Raw genomic sequence first — 21,299 nt, forward strand, 5'->3', positions numbered from 1 at the left:
TATCTAGACTTTTTCTCTTGTTTTTGGAAGCTTAAATTATTTGACATTAGCTCTAGCAGATATATTCTGTTAGAGCCATTTTTTTTTAATTCAATAAAGCATAGTCATTTCATTTATCAATTATCAATTATCAACTACCCTTATCTAGACTTTTTCTCTTGTTTCTGGAAGCTTAAATTATTTGAAATTAGCTCTAGCAGATATATTCTGTTAGAGCCATTTTTTTTTAATTCAATAAAGCATAGTCATTTCATTTATCAATTATCAATTATCAACTACCCTTATCTAGACTTTTTCTCTTGTTTCTGGAAGCTTAAATTATTTGAAATTAGCTCTAGCAGATATATTCTGTTAGAGCCATTTTTTTTTAATTCAATAAAGCATAGTCATTTCATTTATCAATTATCAATTATCAACTACCCTTATCTAGACTTTTTCTCTTGTTTCTGGAAGCTTAAATTATTTGACATTAGCTATGGATGCTTATGCAAGTCAGAGTGTTAATGATTGAAATGCTTAGTTAATAGTCATTTCAGTTATCAATTATCAACTACCCTTATCTAGACTTTTTCTTTTGTTTCTGAAAGCTTGAATTATTTGACATTAGCTATGGATGCTTATGCAAGTCAGAGTGTTAATGATTGAAATGCTTAGTTAATAGTCATTTCAGTTATCAATTATCAATTATCAACTACCCTTATCTAGACTTTTTCTCTTGTTTCTGGAAGCTTAAATTATTTGACATTAGCTATGGATGCTTATGCAAGTCAGAGTGTTAATGATTGAAATGCTTAGTTAATAGTCATTTCAGTTATCAATTATCAATTATCAACTACCCTTATCTAGACTTTTTCTCTTGTTTTTGGAAGCTTAAATTATTTGACATTAGCTCTAGCAGATATATTCTGTTAGAGCCATTTTTTTTTAATTCAATAAAGCTTGGATAAATACAATTTAGTTATTAGTTATGCCTTATTTTTTATCCCTTATCAGTACCTCCAATGTTAGCCAGAAGCTTGAGACCTTATTCCTCCTTAATACAGCCCTTTTCAAATTGATGAACTACATCGCCATAACCAAAACCTTGCTGTAGTCTAGCAACATTAAAACTGCTGTAAGCCAGCCCTATAGATGTAATACTCAAACTTCTATCAGGGGATATAGCTACCGTACTCACTCCCCATGGGCAGATCCCAGAGCAAATAAAACAAATTATTCAATTATGAAACTAATTCTTTCTAGTAATAACTTATCAATCATAGTTTGAGTTTTATCATTCTTGAACTTTTTCTAATTATAAGAAACAAATTATATTACCGTTCTGAAAAACATAAGATTATCTAAATGAACCTTTAATTTTTATCTAAATAATTAGTTCCATTCCTAGTTCACCCTAGCATGATCAGCGTTATCCAGTTTCCCCGGCAAAAATTAATTATCCTTTGATTTTTATCTAAATAATTAGTTCCATTCCTAGTTCACCCTAGCATGATCAGCATTATCCAGTTTCCCCGGCAAAAATTTCGGAACTAGGAATTAAAATTAATAGCTAAACTTAACACTAAATTCAAGTGTTTATCACAACTAAAACCACATTATTCACATCTCTAAACAAGTTCTGAGCAAAATAGAAAATGCTTGACATTACTCTAAAAGCTAGGGCATGTTAATTCATAATTTGACATATTTTCAGCTTTTTCTTTACTATAGTAAATAGTAAATAATAAATGCTAAAACTACTAGTATCTCAATCTGAAATTTACTAAGGTAAACTAATAGTACCTCTGTCGCCTAAAAATTTATATTACCATTAGTATAATTTTTAGAACTGCTTGACCTTATCCAAGCTAAATTCAATCACATTATCTTTTACTCTAGCTAATATTTCTCAGTACTATTTTCCCAAAACACTAGTAAAATTATCGTAAGGCTTAATTTTTTATCAAGAACAGCAACCTCTATATACTTAGGATAAAATGAGCATAAATCAACCATTGAAAATTGTTTCTCTAATTCCTAGCGCTACAGAAACTATTGCAGCATTAGGATTAACTAAAGCTATTGTTGGTAGAAGTCACGAATGTAACTATCCTCCAGAAATTCAAAACTTGCCCGTTTGTACTAAACCTAAATTTAACCCTGATGGTAATAGTCGGGAAATTCACGAACGCGCTACGGAGTTATTACAGTCTGCTTTAAGTGTCTACCTTGTGGAATTAGAAACATTAGAAAAATTACAACCTACTCATATTATTACTCAAGCTCAATGTGATGTTTGTGCCGTTAGTTTGGCAGATGTAGAAACAGCCGTCAAAAGTTTAACAAAAACCAATCCTCAAGTTATCTCTTTAGAGCCTAATTTATTAGCAGAAGTTTGGGCAGATATGGAACGAGTAGCAAATATTTTAGGAGTGAATGGGAATGAAGTAATTTCTCAGTTGAAAAAAAGGGTAGCAGCTTGTGCAGAAAAAACGCAAAATTTAGCAACTAATAACATTCCAAAAGTAGCTTGTATTGAGTGGAGTAACCCACTAATGGCAGCCGGAAACTGGATACCTGAATTAGTACAAATTGCTGGTGGAAATTCATTATTTGGAGAGTTGGGAAAACATTCTCCATGGTTAAAATTTGAGGAGTTATTAACTGCTAATCCAGATGTTATAATTTTTATGCCTTGTGGCTTTGATTTAGAACGTACTCGCCAAGATACTTTAGACTTAATTAAAAGCTCAGAATGGCAAGATTTACCTGTAGTTAAATCAGGAAAAGTTTATATTACTGATGGTAATTCTTATTTCAATCGTCCGGGACCAAGATTAGTAGATTCTTTAGAAATTTTAGCAGAAATTTTACACCCAGAATTGTTTAATTTTGGTTATCAAGGGATAGGCTGGGTGAAGTTATAGTAATCCTATTTTAGTTGTAATATTTATTTTGGTAGTAGCTAAATAAGATTTGTAGAAAAAAGTTTTATAAGTCAGATTAAAACTCAGAATTTATAACTTAGGAGAAATAATAATTAATTAGGATATCCTTGATATCCTTCTTCAAAATAGCAATCAAAAATACCAAACTTGGTAAACATAGCAAGGATTTGAAAAACAATTATTAAGACTTTTAATTCGTTTTTATAAATTTTAATTTACTCATACTTTATCTTGCTACTACATCTAAAGTAAAATCATTATTTTTTTAAATAAAAATACGACTATATTAAAGATTTTTTTTACACTTATCAAAGTATGGAAAGCTTATAATTATAGTTTAATACCTAAAAATTTTTGCTATTATATCAACTATATTGCCCGATAATTCATCTGTGTAATCTTAATCTCAAAAAATCAGATAATTTATTATGTATAGCCAACAAGTACAACAAATAAATCAACCCCAAAAAAATTCAGATATTCAATTAATAAATATGTGGTTACAACAAATTCATCCCATACAGCAAAATTCTCATTTATATATAGCTCAAATGTTTCTAAAATTTATCAAAAAACCACTAAAAAAAGTAACTTCAGCAGATGTTATAGCATTTGCAAATGTGTATGGTGTTCGCTCTCATAACTCCCATTCCAATCAACAAAAACGAATAGAAACTATTAATTCCCTGCTAAAATTTGGTCAAGAAGCTGGCATACTTCCTAGAAATCAAAAAAAAACATTCTCTCCAAATACCACAAACTTCAAAACATCAGTTTATTCTCAAAATAAAATTAAGAATTACCGAACTACTGGGAAACAGCAAAAAAAGCCATTAAACTGGTCCCAATTATTTAACCTACAGCTAGCTTCCTCCGTATTAATTGTTTTCATATTACTTATGGCAATCTTACAACTATTTCGACAAGTGAGTGGAAGTACAAATGCTAATCAAAATAAGTCAGTAACATCAGTAGTTATGCCTAAAATAGATCCAACCAAAAATTGGGCTTATCCAGTAAATGTTCCTAGGATCAGAGCTTTTCTAGATACGATCGCTGTTACAGAAGGGACAACAGGACCGAAAGGTTATTATCGTCAATATACAGGTAGTCATTTCTTAAGCTTTGAAGACCATCCTAGAGAACTTAAATGTGCCAATAGTAATGGCAAGAAACTTTGTTCTGATGCAGCTGGTAGATATCAGTTTTTGAGTACTTCCTGGGATAGGTTTGCTCCTGTGGTCAAAGCTCAGAACTTTAGTCCTACCTATCAAGACCGTGTAGCTATAGAATTAATTCGAGACAAAAATGCTCTGAAAGATATTGAAGAAGGGAGAGTAAAAGAAGCTTTTCAAAAGTTATATATGGTCTGGCCTTCATTTGGAGAAACTGAAACAGATGTGGAACAACTCATGCCTAAACTTGTAGGAACTTATGAACAGAAATTAGCTCTTTATCAAATCAAAAATTAGAATTAATTTCTGGGAAATCAAAAGTTATAAGTAATCTCTAACTAAATTTGATCATCTATAAATATCTAAGCCCTATCTGGGAATCAAAAGTCAATCTCCATCTTATATAAAATCCAGTTGAATAGTTATTGTTTTGTTGGGGTTAAGAAGTAAGAGACCTAACCCTAACTACTACCACCAATAGGAGTAGATAAAATTGAAATTAATGATATATAAACCGATAGCTAGATGAGACCTCGGGAGAAACTTACCAAAAGTTCAAATAGCTAGATGAGACCTCGGGAGAAACTTACCAACAGTGCAAAACAAAAAATTATCAAATTTATCCCACAATCATTTGAGTACATTAATTAACTATCAGTAATATGATCTTTTCTCATCAAAAATTACACTCAGCTTTTAACTACAATTCTCCTCCCAATCTTATAAACTTAGTTATATTTTCTGATTTTTCATCCTCCAGCCCCGTTATAGAAGAAGAAAATACCTGAGAGAATTTGAATCTTTATAAATTTAAAATTCCCCCCCTACTTGCGTAGCGTTATAGAATATTTGTTTTTACTAATTTTAATTAACAAAAAAATTATGTTATGCCCTATTTGCGGTACAGAATACCTTGAAACAGTGCCAGAATCTTGCTCTATTTGTGAATGGAATTTAACATCTGAATCTGCTTTCTTTGCTACGGCAGAAATTTACCAAAAAAAAGAACAAGCACAGTTGAACTGGGCTAGAAAAACTTGGCAAATGCTACAAGCCAAAGAACATTCTAGCCATCATAATCACAATTCTGGTTTACCAAATGTAGCAGCAGATAAAATAAATGACAAACAGAATTACTTAGCCATTCAAAAACAACTAGATCAAATACAAGCTCAATTACATCAGGCAACAATAGAACGCCTTCAACTTCATTCTCAACTAGAATGGGTACTTTATCATCTCGAACAACTTAACTCAGAGACTTTAGCACAAACCCTATATCGTATTGATGAAAAGTTGCATTCCATACCAACTCCAGAACCGCCAATGTCAGAAGTGGGGATAAACTATAACCCGTTAATAAATCTTTTGGCTGCTAGAAAATGGCGAAAAGCAGATGAACTTACTTGGGAACTGCTGCTGCAAGCTACTTTGAGAGAGGAAGAAGGTTGGCTACACTTAGCAGACATTGAGAATTTTCCTTGCACAGACCTTTGTACTATTAATTGGCTTTGGGAATATTATAGTGATGGATTGTTTGGCTTAAATACGCAACAACGTATATGGGAAAGTGTGAGTGGGCAATATGAAGATTTTTGCGATCGCTTGGGATGGCGAGATGGAGAAAATTGGAAATATTATGATGAACTCTCTTTTAACCTGGAAGCTCCAGAAGGTCACTTACCTATAATTATATGGCGACGACGTGCTTGTTATGGGGTAGGTCAAATGATGGCTGGAGAAACTTTTTTGGCTTTGAGAAGACGGGTGACAACTTGTACTGGTATGACTACGGACTAAATTTCAAATAGATGAGAATTTTTTAATAGTAATAGTGACTACTATTTGTTACTTATATAAGCAAAATAAATATTTATGAAAGAATAATTTTAAAATTTCCATGTTAAGCAAATTATGAACAAATGTAAAAATAGAGGGTTTATTGACACTATTCTCAATTATTTTACGACTTTACTTGATTTGGAGTCTATGATATGATTTTCTAAATTCACAGGCTTGGTTTGACTAACTTATTAAAAAAAAGCTGCAAACTATCTTAAATTGGTATAATGTTAAGCAATATTAAATATAATCTCGGGACGAAAAAAACAAATTTTCCAGAAACAACTTAACATATAGAAGCCCAAAATTTGACAAAAACATATACTTATGCATACATAATTTTGCTAAACCAACGTTTTTTGTAATAAGCCATCAATTTTTTTTGGAGGGATGAGCTATAATAAAAAATATTCACTCCTTAGCATTACCATTTATTTCTGTTCTTACCAAGAACGAACTACTTCCTCAAAAATTAGATTTTTTTTCCACTTGAGTGATAAAAATCAACTAGTAAAGTCAATATTAGGGTTAGTTAACTTTGAGTGATTTGATGATATTTTTTTGATATAAATCTATATATACTTAAGAGTACAAAGTTAAGTTCTCCTAAAAAAACTATTAGCCTTAAAAGCTGAAAGTATTATAGGAAAAGGCTTACCGTATTTATCGTTACTTTGAGAAAGTGTCTCACCTTGAGATAGCTATAAGCCAAAGCTCGCAATAGTTATTCCCAGAACTTCCCACTGTCTAGTACATATACTTATACAGCTATAACTTATCAAACTTAACTGATTGATTGTGGTTAAATTAGACCAAAAGAGTAATTTGTGGTGTAGACTCAACCCACCGCCTAACCAGATTTCTGATAAATTGCCTAACTGCAAGACTTTGTAATTAAAACTTCTATGAGCGCCAACCCACCTAAGCGACATATAGTTATTTTAAATAAAACTGAGACACTATTTGGCACAATAATTACGAATAACTTCATCAAGAGATGTCTTGATAGGTGAATAAATTCTAGCTCTTTTTAATGCACTAAAATCATGTTCTTAGTCATTTAAATCAGGAGAGTATTTTGGCAAAAATAGTAATTGGTGACCCCCTGCTTCTACTAATTCTCTAATAACGTTTTTTCGTAATTAATAGGTGAATTATCCGTGCAGCAGTACACTGGGAATTTTTAATAATGGTAATAAATGTTTATCTAACCATTGTTCAAATCCCGCGACATTTATACTTCCTTTGAATATAATTGGTGCTATTAAATCTTTTTCCTTTTTTCTTCTCCCGGCTACTAAATTTTCTCTTTTACCTCGTTTTCCCTCTTGCTCACCATAAACTTTTTTCTCTTTTTTTGACCAGGCATAAATACAGTCTTAATTATCTTTAAATCCTGATTCATCAATAAATACAAGGCTTTTACTTCCAAATTTTTTTATCAAATTTCGTAGTTTCTGATAATATTTTATCCTTTCTTCTATATTTCTTTCTCTATAACAAAGTTGTTGATTTTTTCAAGGAAAATTCATTTTTTTTAAAGCATAAAATATAGCTGGTTGATTAACTCCAAATTTTTTAGCTCTGTCTGACAATAAGCAACTCTAGATTTGCTGTTACAACTTTTTCTAATTCTTTCCAATCTAATTTTATTTGACAACTTTTTACCTTAGTTGCTGACAATTTTGGCCTAAATAAACATCTATATATCGAAGCTATTCCTATCACAAATGTATGAGCTGCTTTAGTAATTGTACCGCCATTTTCTACAAAATTTATTACTTTTTATCTGAAGCCTAAACTGTCAGGCATAGTTCAAAATATTTTCTAGTTGACTTAATTTTATTATACCCAATTCTTGTTTCAATCTTAATTAAAACTACTATAAATGTTTAAAAGCAAAGACTTTCTTGTTGGCATTAGGAGATACCCCATAGTAATTTAATCTTACTGTCCATTGTTCACAATCATTAGCACTAATAGTATTGGCTACTCATTGTTGTATCAGTAATAGCAGCTTCAGTTACTGAAAGACAAGTAGCAACAAAGCTATTATCAAAGGAAAGAAATAACAGACATAAATCTACCTTGTGGTTATTACTATTTTTGCCAATGCTGCCTTGACGGAAGAAGATTTCATAAAGTTAATCATAGATTTTTTTTGCTTAATCATCGAAAAACTTTTATGTCCAAAAGAAACTATATGGCTTTAAGATTTGACTCAAACGATGGGTAAAACGAAAAAACATAATGTTGGTTTAATTTGTAGAGAAGATTCAACAAGTATGAATAGAGAAATGCTACTAGAGAATAGTCCCCAGAAATAAATTTTTTATACCATCCTCTAACATTATCTACACTTTTGTTCGGCTTCCCTCACAGTTATAGGAATCGCCATTACTATATAATTAAACATATGGGGGTTAATAATTAACTCTCAAAGTCTTTCATTATATTGGCTAAAGCCTTTTGCTTTTGCTAATCGAAAAAAGAGCCAAAGGGAAGGATAAAATCAGTTCATAATTATAGGATTAATGAGGCAGAATAATTCTGAAGGCTTTAAGGGACAAATGCATCCCACTACCTCCTTCATTTCCCGTTTCGTCCTAATGCTCTTAAATGCAACGTCCGTAGAAAATGTGAATAATTTATATCCTCCATGGGTGCGGTTGGAGCAAAAAAGCTGTTAGTTCATTTCTTAATAGTTGCAATTTCACATAAGCATAGTATTATTTTTTCCTTCTTTACTATAAGGAGGGAGGGTTTGCTCCTAACTTCAGCTATAATCCAACTTATTGTATAAATAAATAGTATCTTAGATAGATTTTTGAGCAATGAAAATAGCTATTACAGGAGCAACAGGGTTTGTAGGGACTCGCTTAGTGGAGCGTCTACATTCAGAGGGAGAAAAAATATTAGTATTAACCCGCAACCTAGAAAAAGGAAAACGCATTTTTCCATCTTCAGCATATCCTAATCTAGAGGTAATAGGTTACGAACCACAAAAGTCTGGTGCTTGGCAAAAATCTATAGATGGCTGTGACGGTGTCGTTAATCTAGCGGGTGCTAGTATTGCCGATGAACGTTGGAGTGCCAGTCGCAAGAAAGAGATTATGGGTAGTCGCAAGGTAACTACAGAAAAATTGGTCGAGGCGATCGCTCAATCTAATTCTAAACCATCAGTATTAGTAAGTGGTTCAGCTATTGGTTATTATGGCATGAGCGAAACGGCAACTTTTGACGAACAGAGCAATAGTGGGAATGATTTTTTGGCAGAAGTTTGTCAGAAATGGGAAGCTGCTGCTCAACCTGTAAAGAATGTAGGAGTAAGACTAGTTATTTTACGGATCGGTATTGTATTGGGTTTAGGAGGCACTATCTCAAAAATGCTTGCTCCGTTTAAATTATTCGCTGGTGGTCCTATTGGTAATGGCAGGCAATGGTTTTCTTGGGTACATATTGACGACCTAGTTGGTTTAATTCTGCATTCTCTACGCAACCCAGAAATGCAAGGAGTATTCAATGCTACTTCTCCTAATCCTGTACGAATGGAAGAATTTTGTCAAGGTTTAGGAGAAGCTTTAAATCGACCCTCTTGGTTACCCGTACCTGATTTTGCCATTGAATTGTTGTTGGGAGATGGTGCAGTAGTTGTATTGGAAGGTCAAAAAGTTTTACCGAAGCAGACTCAAGCTTCTGGATTTGAGTATCAATATCCTACTGTTAAACCTGCCCTAAAAAATATTTTAGCTCCTTGAATTTTGTCAAAAAAAACAAGCTGCCATTATTTAATTTGCAAGGCAGCTTGCCCAAATCATTTTTTAATCTCAAGATAGTTTCAAAAACCTTTATTCCTTTATTTATAAAGGGTTGCTGATTCTTCCATTAATTCTTTTGTTTCTTTTAAGTTATCTGGATCTACATAATGACATACTGCATCATCTAGACAGATTAAAGCCCAACCAGATTCATCTATACTCATTAGTTTATAATCACCTTCCTGAATAAAAAATCCTTTGTGGTTACGAGTTTCCGGCTTAACATTAACGTCATTAAGATCATTATTAAATGTCATGGTATTTCAACTCCTTAGCATTATTCAAAAAACGGTTTTAGTGTCTTCAAGCTTATATCATTTCGATACTTGATATTACTTCGTCTTCGGTGGTAATCTAAATACAAACGTCACCTCATAAGAAACGTTTTTAACTGATAAGTCGATTGTTAACTTACTTTTTCTTCTTCCCTACTCATTTTTTTTGACTGTGAGCAATTTTTTGATATTCTCATACTATCTTTACCTATAATTATGACAATAATTTCCCTTAACTATAATCACTTCGTAGAATATTGATTGAATTATTAACTTCTAAGTTTTATACTTAGATTTAAGTTTTGTCAATCATCTTCTTTAAGCTTGAACTTGAAATTTGAAGCCTAAACTAGCATTTTTCAAGTTTTTGATCAATTATGATCGAGGTACTCACGGTAAGCCATAAGCCTTTAGGAATTTTCTACTTTTATGATTGATGATTAAGTAATCTCTGAAGTTATAAAGATAATAACATAACTCCTTCAGTTTGTTCGTAAAGTTTTTATATTAATCATTAAGTTTTTTAAATATTATATCTTTCTCATCCTACCCTAGTTATTATTAGTACCTTTGGGTAAATCAGGACTCTTAAAAGCTTATTTATGTTTTAACTATTTAATTTAGTAAAAAAATCAGCTTAAATATCAAATAACCATTGTTTAATTCGAGCCAGTGCTGGCCATTCACCTCTTCTATCAAAACCATCCTTAATATTATTTTTAATTTCTTTGAGCCAATCTTCATCAGCCATAATCAATTGTTGGGCTTTCTCTACATGAGGTCTAACACCCTTTTTTTCTATTTCTAACATTGCTAAAGCCAAATTAATTCTCCCCTGTGGATCGTCTGGGTTAAGCTTAAATCCTTCCTTAGCTGCTTTATGAGCTGATTTAGGTTTTTTCTCTAATAAATATAACCACGATAAACTAATCCAACTACTACTACTTTTAGGAGAGCGATCTGTAATTTCTTTAAATAGTGGAATTAAAGTACCTGCCTTTTCTCCAGCTTTATATCTTTCTAGCCCTTCTTTATATAGTTCTTCTGGTGTCTTAGTCATAATAATATTTTTCGAGGTTTTCTAATTTAGAAAATTATAACACGTTTGATTTCACCCAGGTAAAGTACAAGGGGGCAAGATGCGTATTCTATATATTTTTTTAGGATTAATAGTGATATCTCATATCACCCTCCCTTTACCGGTCGAGTTTCTTAAGTTAAAAGGTTTATGGGAGCTAAATATTAGTATTAGTATGAGCATTTAATACTTTTCAATGAATAATATATTTTGGAGTTGTTGGCTGTAAAAAAAATAAACTTTTCAAAAGCTTGCTCTATAATGGTTTCATTATTTTCATCCTTGAAAACGCTTAAACATGAATTTATTTTGAGTTGAAGCTATTTTTTCGGCTTAATTCCCGACAACTCTTTTATTTCTACTTTATTTCTACCAAAATCACCAAATTTGATCTCACATACAAGGAATATACTATAATTGCTATACCAAAATTTACTTCATAATCAGGGGAACAGTATTATTTGCTCCCCCAATATTGATTTTTCTATGCTCCTATATATAATTCCAGAAGACACAGAAAATACAAAACCTAGATCTTCTCAGAAACTAGATTTTTTTGAAATTAATTTTAAGCAGAAAAGGAATTACCACAACCACAGGTTTGAGTTGCATTAGGATTAGTAAATTGGAACCCACCGCCAATTAAAGCATCACTATAATCAAGCATCAAACCATAAAGATAAAGGATACTCTTGCGATCGCAAACCACCTTAAATCCATCATAATCAAAAACTTCATCATCCTCTCTAATTGTGCTAGGGTCGGCAAAATCCATCATATAAGACATTCCAGAACATCCGCCTTGACGTACCCCTACTCGTAGGCAAAGGTCTTTTCCTTGTTTATCTCTCAAGGATAGAACCTGCTTTACAGCAGTTTCGCTCATCATAATTCCTTTTTGTTGAGACTGAGTAGTTTTTGTCATTTGTTTTTAGCTCCTTATATTGTTATAGCTGTCGAATAATAATTTGTAACTACTTAGATATATTACTTCTTATGTTATCCTGAAAACTGAAATTTTAACTACCTTAAATAATTGTTATCAATCAAAAATATTTTTTCAATGGTCTGCATTTAAAACTGAATTGTAACTCTTACCTGATGTTATGTAAGATATACTTTAGTTAGGATTTAGCTTAAAAATGTGTAATTAATTTTATACAGTGCCTTATACTTAATTTCCCTTTAATACTATTCAATTCTTAAATATTATACCTCTGATAATAATACTGATTTGGGAATTATTGATAAAAGTTTGAGAACCTTTTCTTGTGAGGTCTATTAAGAACAATAGCAAGAACTAGAAATGATAATGGATATAAACATTTAGGGTTTACACCAAAAAGTTGAAGAGTGAGTTCAGGGAATGGGGTATGGGCAATCAAGCGTTAAACTTTTAAACGGCGTATTGTAAATTTCAAAAAAAACAGTATATTTTTTACTCTACAGCACTTTTGCTGGAATTAGCTGTTGTTATAGTAAGTAATCTAAATGTTTAAAACCTTAGTTGCAGCAGATTAATTTTTCTACATTTTTATTCTTTAGGTCAAGGAACACCCGAAGTACCACAATTATTATTTGCTTATTTTTTTTTGCACTTTTCTGACAATAAGTCACTACCAACAGTTATGTATCATTAAGACTATAACAGTCTGTATATTGGTTTTGGCAAAATTCCATACTGAAAAAGTTTGGGAAAGTCAAATATTTGACCATAGCACAAAAAAACTGACAGCAGTTACCGTTACTAGTAAGGTACACCAAGTGCAAGCAAAATGATTGTAATAGAATGCTTTCACCATTTATACTGTACTTCATTTTCTTGCTTATCCGCTCTCTATAGCCACTCTACTATTTTAAAATAACTGCAAAGACGATCAAGTTGTCTTCTGAAATTTTGGGATTTTCACATAATATCTTCAACGAGGTTTTGCTCAGGGGCATTCAGAGGGATTTTTGTACAATTTATCCACCATTCTGATTCGGGTTTTTCAGTATTAATTTTAATTAAATATTCTCGAAATTATCTCAAATTATGAGCAGTGACTCTATCTCCAAATATTACTCATCTTTTTGCCTACTTTTGTGGCTATAAATAGTTAAATAAATTCCATAGTTTTTTCAGTATTTATACTTCTTTTTAAGGTCAACAAATTATTGGCTTTTATCATCTAGGTCACCAGAATAAGCAGGCCTTTATTTTTCATTTTTATTCTTTATCTTTGTTCTTTTGTCGCCATAAAATCAAAGATAAATACATAGGATATGACACTACTAAATCCTAAACAATTCCTACTTCATGGGTTATCTTTGTAGTTTCTCTTTTGCTAATTTATTCTCTATAACTTTTTTCTGCTTTCACTAGTTCATCATTTTTAGTAGTATTGTGTTTACAAGTTTTTTCTAAAACTCCTAACCCCTTTTTTTAGTATCTTTATAATAACTTTGATTAGATTCAAAAACTACACTATATTGTGTTGATAAATAATTTTATCAGTCTGATAGTCTTAGATAATCTTGTGCTCCATACCCAGAAATTGTATTCTCTTTTTATACTGGCATTAATGTGGCATATTCATCCTTGAGAGTTGAAGCCTGAAACTTTCTACGCCTAAAAAAAGTTCTGAGTCTTTCAACTTCAAATCTGGAAACTTTGAGACACCTTAAATCATTCTTTGTATTTCTATTTTAGTTTTTTTGACTAAATCATTTTTGCCCCTTTGCCCCCAAGTCTCTTGTTACTTATTTGGCCTCTTTTGTCTGAAGCAGAAAATTATCTAGTTCATTTATAATATTTATTCTTTATCTTTTAAGTCGGGATATTATTTTTACTATTATATCTGTTAGGGCTTATTTGAGATTGCTATATTGAGATTGCCATATATATATATTGATTTATTCAGAATATAAATATTTAGTCCAATCTTGCATTTCTACATCTTGGAATCCACCAATAGCAATGGTCGGTATATATATAACTAATGGCGATTTGTACTCTCTATTGACAAGTACCACGCACTTTTCAAATTTAGTGATGGATAGGGTTACCTTTGAATTTTTAGTTATAACTAGTTAATGTCATACAGTGATGAATAAATACTCATTTATACTTTTTTGGCAAATAACATTAACTACTGTATGGTATAATTATATAAAATAAAATATATATATAAATTATATAGTAAGTTTGAATACTTTCGTATGATTATATTGCTTAATTGTTCCTAGTAATTGTTTAGATAGTCAAATAGACAATTCTTCTCATGCTGGCAAGGCCGTTAATTCTTCTCATGCTAGCAAGGCCGTTAGAGAAAAATGTATATAAAAATACATTAATCAAAATATGGTTTAAGGTTAAGAGAAAAAAATATCCCGCAATTGCTTCACTTTCACAGGCTTAATTTATGGTAGCTCTCAATCCTTCAACAGTTCGTAGGTTACAAAAATTACAACAAATTCCAAGTGTGTGGGAGGGCGATCGCCGTCCTATATCTTCAGACTCTAGCTCGAACCCAGAATTAGAGTCAGAAACAACAAACGAATGTATTATCTGGGTAGATGGCTCCCATGGCATGGTCAGAGCAATGGATATGGTAATGCCAGATACAGGCCCGGAAGCAATTGTAAGGACATTACTGCGAGCTATGGAAAATCCTCAAAGTCCAGCTCCAGCAATTAGGCCACAAAAGATAGTAGTTAAAGACCGAGAAATTCAATTTTTTCTCAGGGGTGTGTTACAAAATTTAGGAATTACAATTGATTATGTACCAGATTTACCTCTAATTGACGAAATATTTCGGGGACTACAGGAAGTATCAGATAATCGCCCGCCTCAGTTACCTCCTGAATATGCAGAAGCTTTAGTAGAAAAAGCAGATCAAATTTGGGATGATGCACCTTGGGAAATATTAGGAGAGCATCAAATAATTTCTATAGAGCTGAAGCAATGGGATATTGAAAATTTATATGTCTGTGTTTTGGGTAAATTGGGTATGGACTATGGAATTTTGTTGTATCGTTCTCTAGATTCTCTTAAAAGGTTCAGAGAAAGAGTAGCTTATGAAAAATCTTATGAAAATTTAGAGGAAGCTTTTTTAGGACAAGATTGCCTTTTCATTACCTATGATAGTTATCAGGAAGAAGATAATCAGAATAAGGAAAAAAACCTAGAAAATTTATCAGTATCTGAAATTCAGGCCAATTTTGGTAATTTACATCCTTTAGAAGGTTTAAGGTCTATTCTTTATGAAGAGGAAGCAGTAACAACATTAGTTACTTTAGAAGCACTGCATCGCTTTTTGCGAGCATCCCGCAAGAAAATGAAAGGTGATAAATTCCCTAGTATTAGTAGTCGCTACCGCATTCCTATACCTCAATTAAATGAGGTGGCCTCAATTAAAGTAGCAACTATGCCAGAAGTAGCAAAAGAATTATATGAAATGGCTGCGGAGGCTGATGTACAGGATGATGAAGAAGTGGAAATTGAAATGCCTATGCTCAAGGATGATTTAGTACCGCCAAATTCTTTTTTAAGTTTGGGGGTAGTTCCTTGGGATACAGTAGCATACTTGCGGGATAATACTAAACGCCATCAAGCAGCAGAAGAAGATCTTGAAATATCAGGAGAGGGTTTACCAGTTATTTTAATTCAAACTTCTTTGCCGAAAGCAACTAAGTTGATCAAAGATTTGGAAGAAGCTCAGGGACTTCATGGTATAGGATTTAATCTAGGGCAAGACCCTATGGAAGAAAAAAATTATGATTTGGGCATATTAAAAACTTATGATGGTGTACTACATTTATTTGGTGAGTTTATGCAAAATGACCCTGTACACCAGGAAGCTAGAGAAAAATGGGATGAGCGTTGCATTGCTACTCATGGTTGGTGTGGTTTGATTATTGCTAGAGGTATTACAGGTGCTTCCCGTGGTCAACCTGAATTTAAGGATATGATGGCTTTGTTTGAGGTCCGATCCCTTTCATCTCAAGACTTAGGGGTTGGGCCGTTAAAGTTGGTGCCAGTATCTTTTTGAAAAAGAGAATAGAGAAGAAAAGACGACTGAAGTGAGTTAGGAATTAAGGTTTTTATCGTCGCCTTCTCCACCCCCCCCTGGCTAACCCAGAGTCTCTAATATGATAAAAATTTTGTATCCTTTGAAATTTTGTACATCTTGCTAGAATTAATTAACCAAAAAGATAGGATTGTAAATATTTTTGCTAGGAAAAATAATTAGCTGTGCTGCTAGCCACCTTTTGACAAGGGCTGTATCTAAAAATAATGGTGTTAGGGATTTTTGGAAAATGTATCTAGGCCAGAGTTAAAATTATACAAAAATACAACTAAATTTACTGATATTTGGAGGATGATTTTGATAAAAGCCTGAGTGTAATTTCTTATGAATGAATTAAAATAATTGTGGGATAAATTTAGTGATTTTTCGTTTTCACACTTTGGAGAAATTTATCTCAAGAATCTGTATGTAAATTAGTTATTTGAGATTTTTGAAACCGAAAATGGAGCATTACCTACTCATATCCTCGTCTCCACAGCTCCCCATATTTCTTTGAAAATAAATGTTACAGCCCTGCCCTTTGATACTCTCCTTGATCAATAGATTAGAGCACATAAAATTTGACAAAGTACACAAATTATAATAGGTATATTTGTGAAATAAAAAAAGTATTCTTATACATTTTTTCAATTGGACTGAAAAGAGTTTTGTCTCGCTACTATACTCTTTCTTCCTGCTCCCCTACATTTTTTCAATTTTCTTCCTGCTCCCTACATTTTTTCTTCAGTTCCCCTTCTACCCTCGGGGTTAAAGGTATCCACAAGGTTTGACTGAAGTTTCTACTCCCGGATAGCATTTAATAAGAGGAAATAAAAGGTGGGATGGAAAAGGTGAGATGGATGAGTGACAATAAATTTGGTAGAATTATTAATTAATATTTGTAAAAAAACTGAGTAAGGACATAAAGAATGCGAGTTGCGATCGCAGGTGCAGGATTAGCAGGAATGGCCACAGCAGTTGAATTGGCTGATGCTGGACATCAAGTGGAAATATTTGAATCTCGCCCCTTTGTTGGAGGTAAAGTAGGTAGTTGGGTAGATAAGAATGGAAACCATGTAGAAATGGGTTTGCACGTTTTCTTTGGCTGTTACTATCAACTTTTTGAGTTAATGAAAAAAGTAGGGGCCTTTAAAAACCTCCGCCTCAAAGAACATAGTCATAATTTTATTAATAAAGGGGGCAAAACAGGTGCTCTAGATTTTCGCTTCCTCACGGGAGCGCCTTTTAATGGATTAAAAGCTTTTTTTACCACATCCCAGCTGTCTGCGCAAGACAAACTACAAAATGCAATAGCCCTCGGCACCAGTCCTATAGTCAGAGGGTTGATAGATTTTGATGGGGCAATGAAAACTATCCGAGATTTGGATAAAGTTAGTTTTGGAGAGTGGTTCCGTCGCCAAGGTGGGAGTAATGGAAGTATCAAAAGAATGTGGAACCCTATTGCTTATGCTTTGGGTTTCATTGATGCAGATAATATTTCTGCCCGATGTATGTTGACAATATTCCAGTTTTTTGCTGCTAAAACAGAAGCATCTGTATTGCGGATGTTGAATGGTTCTCCTTATGAATATCTCCACAAACCTATTGTTGATTATTTGGAGGCACGGGGCACTAAAATCTATACTAGAAAAAAAGTTAGGCAAATACAATTTTTAGAGAATGATGGAGAAACTCGTGTTAGTGGAATAGTTATAGCTAATGGGGATACTGAAGTTACTATTACTGCTGATGCTTATGTTTTTGCCTGCGATGTACCAGGTATTCAGCGTATTCTACCTGAAGCTTGGCGAAAATGGCCAGAGTTTGACAATATCTATAAATTAGATGCAGTACCAGTTGCTACAGTACAGTTAAGATTTGATGGTTGGGTAACCGAACTACATAATAAAAACCAACGTCAACAATTAGATCATGCTGCTGGTATTGATAATTTACTTTATACTCCAGATGCTGATTTTTCCTGTTTTGCTGATTTGGCATTAACAAGTCCAGAAGATTATTATCGGCAAGGAGAAGGTTCTTTATTACAGTTGGTATTAACACCAGGAGATCCTTTTATTAAAGAAAATAATGAGGCGATCGCTCACCATGTTTTAAAACAAGTCCATGAATTATTTCCTTCATCACGGGAGTTAAATATGACTTGGTATAGTGTGGTGAAATTAGCTCAGTCTTTATATCGGGAAGCTCCAGGTATGGATCCATATCGTCCGAACCAAAAAACACCAGTGCCTAACTTTTTTCTGGCAGGTAGCTATACTCAACAAGATTATATTGATAGTATGGAGGGGGCAACTATTTCTGGGAAACAAGCTGCTCAGATAATTTTGACAAATGTGGAAAAGATTTTGGGGCAATAGTATAATTTATCAAGTCAAGTTTATGGCTTTACTAAGTTGGATAAAAATTTCAATTTAATTGAAGCTAAAACTTTAGAATTTACACACTTTCTTTTAGAACCAGGTTTATTACCCTAATTTAATGCTTAATACTATAAACTTTAGTTCATAAACCCGGTTTTTAAGTTTTTATCCTATAATACATAATACAAATTTAGTTATTATAAGCTAATTATAGGGTTTTCCCCAATCAAAAGAATTCAAAAAGATTCTGTATTATTTGAACCATGCATCGTGGATGAAAAATTTGTCAATTGGGAGATAACCCCGAAGCAGGTTAATTTTCCTTTGCATTATTAAAGATTGCGAGCATACTCATTGTATTAGAATAACTATAGATATCTATAACTCAGCTTTTTACTCATCAGATTTGGTATAAAGTTTCGTCAATGACTTCGCTAAAGTGCTATAGTAATGATATCTTTACGTTGTCCAAAATCTATCTGCATTTTTAAGCATAAGGAAGAGGAGTTAGGTCAAAAAACAAGATTTTCGGAGTTTATTTCTAGCTTTTGAATTTTTACGACCAGGGAAATTGGATTGCTATATAATTTATAAGTCTTTGAGGTTCTTAGTATTTAAGACTGCTCTATCTACTAAAAAATTTAAAGGTTAATGTAGCAATATTTTTTGAAGTTTCTACTAAACAATAGTTTTGATCAATTCCATTGTTGACTAGATAACTAATTATCTACATATTGTCTAAATTTGTTTAGGTTTAGTTAGTAGAAAGTTCAAGTATATTTTTCCCGTTTTCCTGGCTATATATATTCTTGATTCTTTAACTTACAATAATTAGGGTTTGCTGATTAATTCTCAAAGCATTGACACAAATTATCCTCCTAGCAAAATTTTGAATGGGCGAAAAGTACGATGATTTCGGTCATACCGGCAGCAGAAAAATCAGGGAAAAATTCTTACTGCACCGGAGCTGGTGACTTTACTATTTATCAGTGCTTCTTTGCTGCCGTCCAACAATTATCAGGTTATTGGACAATAGATATGAGCAACCTTATTAGATTTGACTTTCTAAGTAGTTTGTAAGTAGGTTGATTCATTGGTCTACCTAACTATGTAGAGTTAGTAGGGGGGTGAGTAGGAAGGTTGTATGAAACCTCTCTAAAAGCTGAAAATTTATAAAAGAGGTAGTTGGATATGTAGTTGGATATATTTATACTAGCTGCTTTCTGCTATGAGAGCGCCTAAAATACTAATTTTTGAAGCTGGAAGGGCGGAAAGCTTGGCACAATTTTAAGAGTTCAAAAAGGCTAAAACCAATATTATTCGATGCTTTGATATTTAATCAGCTAACCTTAATTAAATAGGGCTGGCTCAGTAAACGTATAATCGTGATCATGCATCAGTTTAAGTGGTGCTTTGACTATTAAGTGATGTTTTGCCTATTAAAATTTGCCAAAAAATTTGCCAAAAAATTTGCCAAAAAATTTGCCAAAAAATTACTAAATGAATATTCCCTCCCTTGTAATTTTCGCTTAATGTGAGTGGGAAAAATACGGAAAAATATACATACTGCAAATATTGCTGATATGCCATTGTCTATAGCTCATTCCTTGCTCTCAATAACAGACTTTTTGAGCAAACATAAATAATGAGACTTACAAAATACAGTAACAGAAAATCTCCAAATAGAAACAAACACAGGTTTTTATGTCAAAAAAGTATAAATCCTTAATAATCAAGGGTTTTAGCCGTTTTTCTGTCGTTAACGTAATTCTCCTGTCTAGACTGACTGTCAAGGGTTTTTTATTCCAGAAAATATTTAAGTACTAATAATTATAATCAATTAATTAATAATTTTATGAGTAATTGGCTAGAACATAGTGTACAGATAGAGGTAGATGCTCCAATTGATTTAGTATGGAATCTTTGGTCTGACTTAGAACAAATGCCACAATGGATGAAGTGGATTAAATCTGTTGAAGTTCTTCAGGATAATCCGGAATTATCAAGGTGGAAGTTAGCTAGTGGTAATTTTGAGTTTAGCTGGCTTTCCCGGATTAAGAAAATAGTTACCCATCAAATTATTCAGTGGGAGTCTGTAGATGGTTTACCTAACCGAGGTGCCATCCGTTTTTATGATCGTTATGATAGTAGTATTATTAAGTTAACTGTAGCTTATGGAGCTCCTGGGTGGTTAATTAAGATTATGGATAATTTATTTTTAGGTAGGATAGTAGAATCTACTTTGATGGCAGATATGGAAAGATTTCGTCAATATGTTATTGGTCTAAAACAGAAGGAAAACGAAGAAAGTTAATTATTAAAGCTCCAAAAGCATGCATTGTGCCTCTAAATTACCAGTCTACGTCTACAGATAGGTTAATGGTCATTTCTTTTTCTCCAGGAGGAATGGCTGTAATACAAGCACAAATAATTTGACCATCATTAAGTTCTACTTCGCAAGCATGACAAGAACCCATTAAGCAACCTGTTGGAATATTTACTCCAGCATCTTCGGCTACTTCTAGAAGTGGTGTTCCTGCCTCTGCATCAATAGTAATATTATCTGGCAAAAAAAGTATTTTCATCTTTGTCTGATTTGAACTTGTGATTTACTTGATAATTTTCTGGCGATCGCTTGATTAATGGATATCTATTCAAGCCTTTAATCTTAAATATACCACTTCTTTGAGTTTGATTCATTCCATTATTAATAGTATTAATAACTTTTTATCTAAAATTGCAGCTATAA

Annotated in this window: 14 protein-coding genes and 1 pseudogene; 8 read left to right on the forward strand and 7 right to left on the reverse strand. The window is 32.6% G+C overall.

The features are described 5' to 3' along the window. Positions 1 to 1,024: 1,024 nt before the first annotated feature. Positions 1,025 to 1,177: a hypothetical protein gene (locus tag TERY_RS33560; protein WP_155994496.1), complete on the reverse strand. Its 153-nt coding sequence runs from the start codon at positions 1,175 to 1,177 to the stop codon at positions 1,025 to 1,027. 799 nt (positions 1,178 to 1,976) lie between these two features. Between TERY_RS33560 and TERY_RS18960 the strand changes: the two genes are divergently transcribed. From TERY_RS18960 to TERY_RS18970, 3 genes are all read left to right on the forward strand, one after another. Then, positions 1,977 to 2,906 (forward strand): ABC transporter substrate-binding protein, encoded by a 930-nt coding sequence (locus TERY_RS18960; protein WP_011613302.1) that lies wholly within the window; start codon positions 1,977 to 1,979, stop codon positions 2,904 to 2,906. Positions 2,907 to 3,355: 449 nt separating this feature from the next. After that, on the forward strand, positions 3,356 to 4,399 hold the full coding sequence (locus TERY_RS25715) for a glycoside hydrolase family 104 protein (protein WP_011613303.1): 1,044 nt from the start codon (positions 3,356 to 3,358) through the stop codon (positions 4,397 to 4,399). Between the two features lie 585 nt (positions 4,400 to 4,984). Next, positions 4,985 to 5,902, forward strand: a complete 918-nt coding sequence (locus TERY_RS18970; RefSeq protein ID WP_011613304.1) for a GUN4 domain-containing protein — start codon at positions 4,985 to 4,987, stop codon at positions 5,900 to 5,902. A gap of 1,001 nt (positions 5,903 to 6,903) precedes the next feature. Here the strand turns inward: TERY_RS18970 and TERY_RS31235 are convergent. Next, positions 6,904 to 7,723 (reverse strand): annotated as a pseudogene (locus tag TERY_RS31235) (transposase). Positions 7,724 to 8,778: 1,055 nt separating this feature from the next. Between TERY_RS31235 and TERY_RS18975 the strand changes: the two are divergent. Next, positions 8,779 to 9,702 carry a thylakoid membrane protein ThyD gene (locus TERY_RS18975; protein WP_011613306.1) on the forward strand — a complete coding sequence of 308 codons (924 nt, stop codon included), beginning with the start codon at positions 8,779 to 8,781 and terminating at the stop codon, positions 9,700 to 9,702. Between the two features lie 98 nt (positions 9,703 to 9,800). Here TERY_RS18975 and TERY_RS18980 read toward each other — a convergent pair whose 3' ends face one another. The 3 genes from TERY_RS18980 to TERY_RS18990 form a co-directional block, all read right to left on the reverse strand. Next, complete coding sequence (locus tag TERY_RS18980; protein ID WP_011613307.1) at positions 9,801 to 10,019, reverse strand: hypothetical protein; 219 nt, start codon at positions 10,017 to 10,019, stop codon at positions 9,801 to 9,803. A 655-nt stretch (positions 10,020 to 10,674) separates the two neighbouring features. After that, the gene (locus TERY_RS18985; protein ID WP_011613308.1) at positions 10,675 to 11,097 is read right to left on the reverse strand and encodes a hypothetical protein; all 423 of its coding nucleotides are present in this window, start codon (positions 11,095 to 11,097) and stop codon (positions 10,675 to 10,677) included. A 586-nt stretch (positions 11,098 to 11,683) separates the two neighbouring features. Continuing rightward, a complete protein-coding gene (locus TERY_RS18990) occupies positions 11,684 to 12,040 on the reverse strand; it encodes an iron-sulfur cluster assembly accessory protein (protein ID WP_011613309.1) in 357 nt (118 codons plus the stop codon). 2,479 nt (positions 12,041 to 14,519) lie between these two features. Here TERY_RS18990 and TERY_RS18995 point away from each other — a divergent pair. From TERY_RS18995 to TERY_RS19010, 4 genes are all read left to right on the forward strand, one after another. After that, positions 14,520 to 16,148 (forward strand): DUF6930 domain-containing protein, encoded by a 1,629-nt coding sequence (locus TERY_RS18995; protein WP_011613310.1) that lies wholly within the window; start codon positions 14,520 to 14,522, stop codon positions 16,146 to 16,148. A gap of 947 nt (positions 16,149 to 17,095) precedes the next feature. Next, complete coding sequence (gene zds / locus TERY_RS19000; RefSeq protein WP_011613311.1) at positions 17,096 to 18,547, forward strand: 9,9'-di-cis-zeta-carotene desaturase; 1,452 nt, start codon at positions 17,096 to 17,098, stop codon at positions 18,545 to 18,547. Positions 18,548 to 19,459: 912 nt separating this feature from the next. Then, positions 19,460 to 19,630 carry a hypothetical protein gene (locus tag TERY_RS33565; protein ID WP_155994497.1) on the forward strand — a complete coding sequence of 57 codons (171 nt, stop codon included), beginning with the start codon at positions 19,460 to 19,462 and terminating at the stop codon, positions 19,628 to 19,630. A 775-nt stretch (positions 19,631 to 20,405) separates the two neighbouring features. Continuing rightward, positions 20,406 to 20,864 (forward strand): SRPBCC family protein, encoded by a 459-nt coding sequence (locus TERY_RS19010; RefSeq protein ID WP_011613312.1) that lies wholly within the window; start codon positions 20,406 to 20,408, stop codon positions 20,862 to 20,864. A 37-nt stretch (positions 20,865 to 20,901) separates the two neighbouring features. Here the strand turns inward: TERY_RS19010 and TERY_RS19015 are convergent, their stop codons facing one another. Both TERY_RS19015 and TERY_RS33570 read right to left on the reverse strand, forming a co-directional pair. After that, positions 20,902 to 21,135: a 2Fe-2S iron-sulfur cluster-binding protein gene (locus TERY_RS19015; RefSeq protein ID WP_011613313.1), complete on the reverse strand. Its 234-nt coding sequence runs from the start codon at positions 21,133 to 21,135 to the stop codon at positions 20,902 to 20,904. Continuing rightward, the gene (locus TERY_RS33570) at positions 21,110 to 21,250 is read right to left on the reverse strand and encodes a hypothetical protein (RefSeq protein ID WP_155994498.1); all 141 of its coding nucleotides are present in this window, start codon (positions 21,248 to 21,250) and stop codon (positions 21,110 to 21,112) included. Before TERY_RS33570 ends, TERY_RS19015 begins: the two co-directional genes overlap by 26 nt. Between the last annotated feature and the right edge of the window lie 49 nt (positions 21,251 to 21,299).

Source organism: Trichodesmium erythraeum IMS101 (genome assembly GCF_000014265.1).
Taxonomy (GTDB): domain Bacteria; phylum Cyanobacteriota; class Cyanobacteriia; order Cyanobacteriales; family Microcoleaceae; genus Trichodesmium; species Trichodesmium erythraeum.

Coding starts and splice junctions, on each gene's coding strand:
- TERY_RS18970 (WP_011613304.1), top strand. CDS start 4,985: ATGTTATGCCCTATTTGCGGTACAGAATACCTTGAAACAGTGCCAGAA.
- TERY_RS18995 (WP_011613310.1), top strand. CDS start 14,520: ATGGTAGCTCTCAATCCTTCAACAGTTCGTAGGTTACAAAAATTACAA.
- TERY_RS18985 (WP_011613308.1), bottom strand. CDS start 11,097: ATGACTAAGACACCAGAAGAACTATATAAAGAAGGGCTAGAAAGATAT.
- TERY_RS33570 (WP_155994498.1), bottom strand. CDS start 21,250: ATGAATCAAACTCAAAGAAGTGGTATATTTAAGATTAAAGGCTTGAAT.
- TERY_RS18960 (WP_011613302.1), top strand. CDS start 1,977: ATGAGCATAAATCAACCATTGAAAATTGTTTCTCTAATTCCTAGCGCT.
- TERY_RS18975 (WP_011613306.1), top strand. CDS start 8,779: ATGAAAATAGCTATTACAGGAGCAACAGGGTTTGTAGGGACTCGCTTA.
- zds (WP_011613311.1), top strand. CDS start 17,096: ATGCGAGTTGCGATCGCAGGTGCAGGATTAGCAGGAATGGCCACAGCA.
- TERY_RS25715 (WP_011613303.1), top strand. CDS start 3,356: ATGTATAGCCAACAAGTACAACAAATAAATCAACCCCAAAAAAATTCA.
- TERY_RS19010 (WP_011613312.1), top strand. CDS start 20,406: ATGAGTAATTGGCTAGAACATAGTGTACAGATAGAGGTAGATGCTCCA.
- TERY_RS18990 (WP_011613309.1), bottom strand. CDS start 12,040: ATGACAAAAACTACTCAGTCTCAACAAAAAGGAATTATGATGAGCGAA.
- TERY_RS19015 (WP_011613313.1), bottom strand. CDS start 21,135: ATGAAAATACTTTTTTTGCCAGATAATATTACTATTGATGCAGAGGCA.
- TERY_RS33565 (WP_155994497.1), top strand. CDS start 19,460: ATGATTTCGGTCATACCGGCAGCAGAAAAATCAGGGAAAAATTCTTAC.
- TERY_RS18980 (WP_011613307.1), bottom strand. CDS start 10,019: ATGACATTTAATAATGATCTTAATGACGTTAATGTTAAGCCGGAAACT.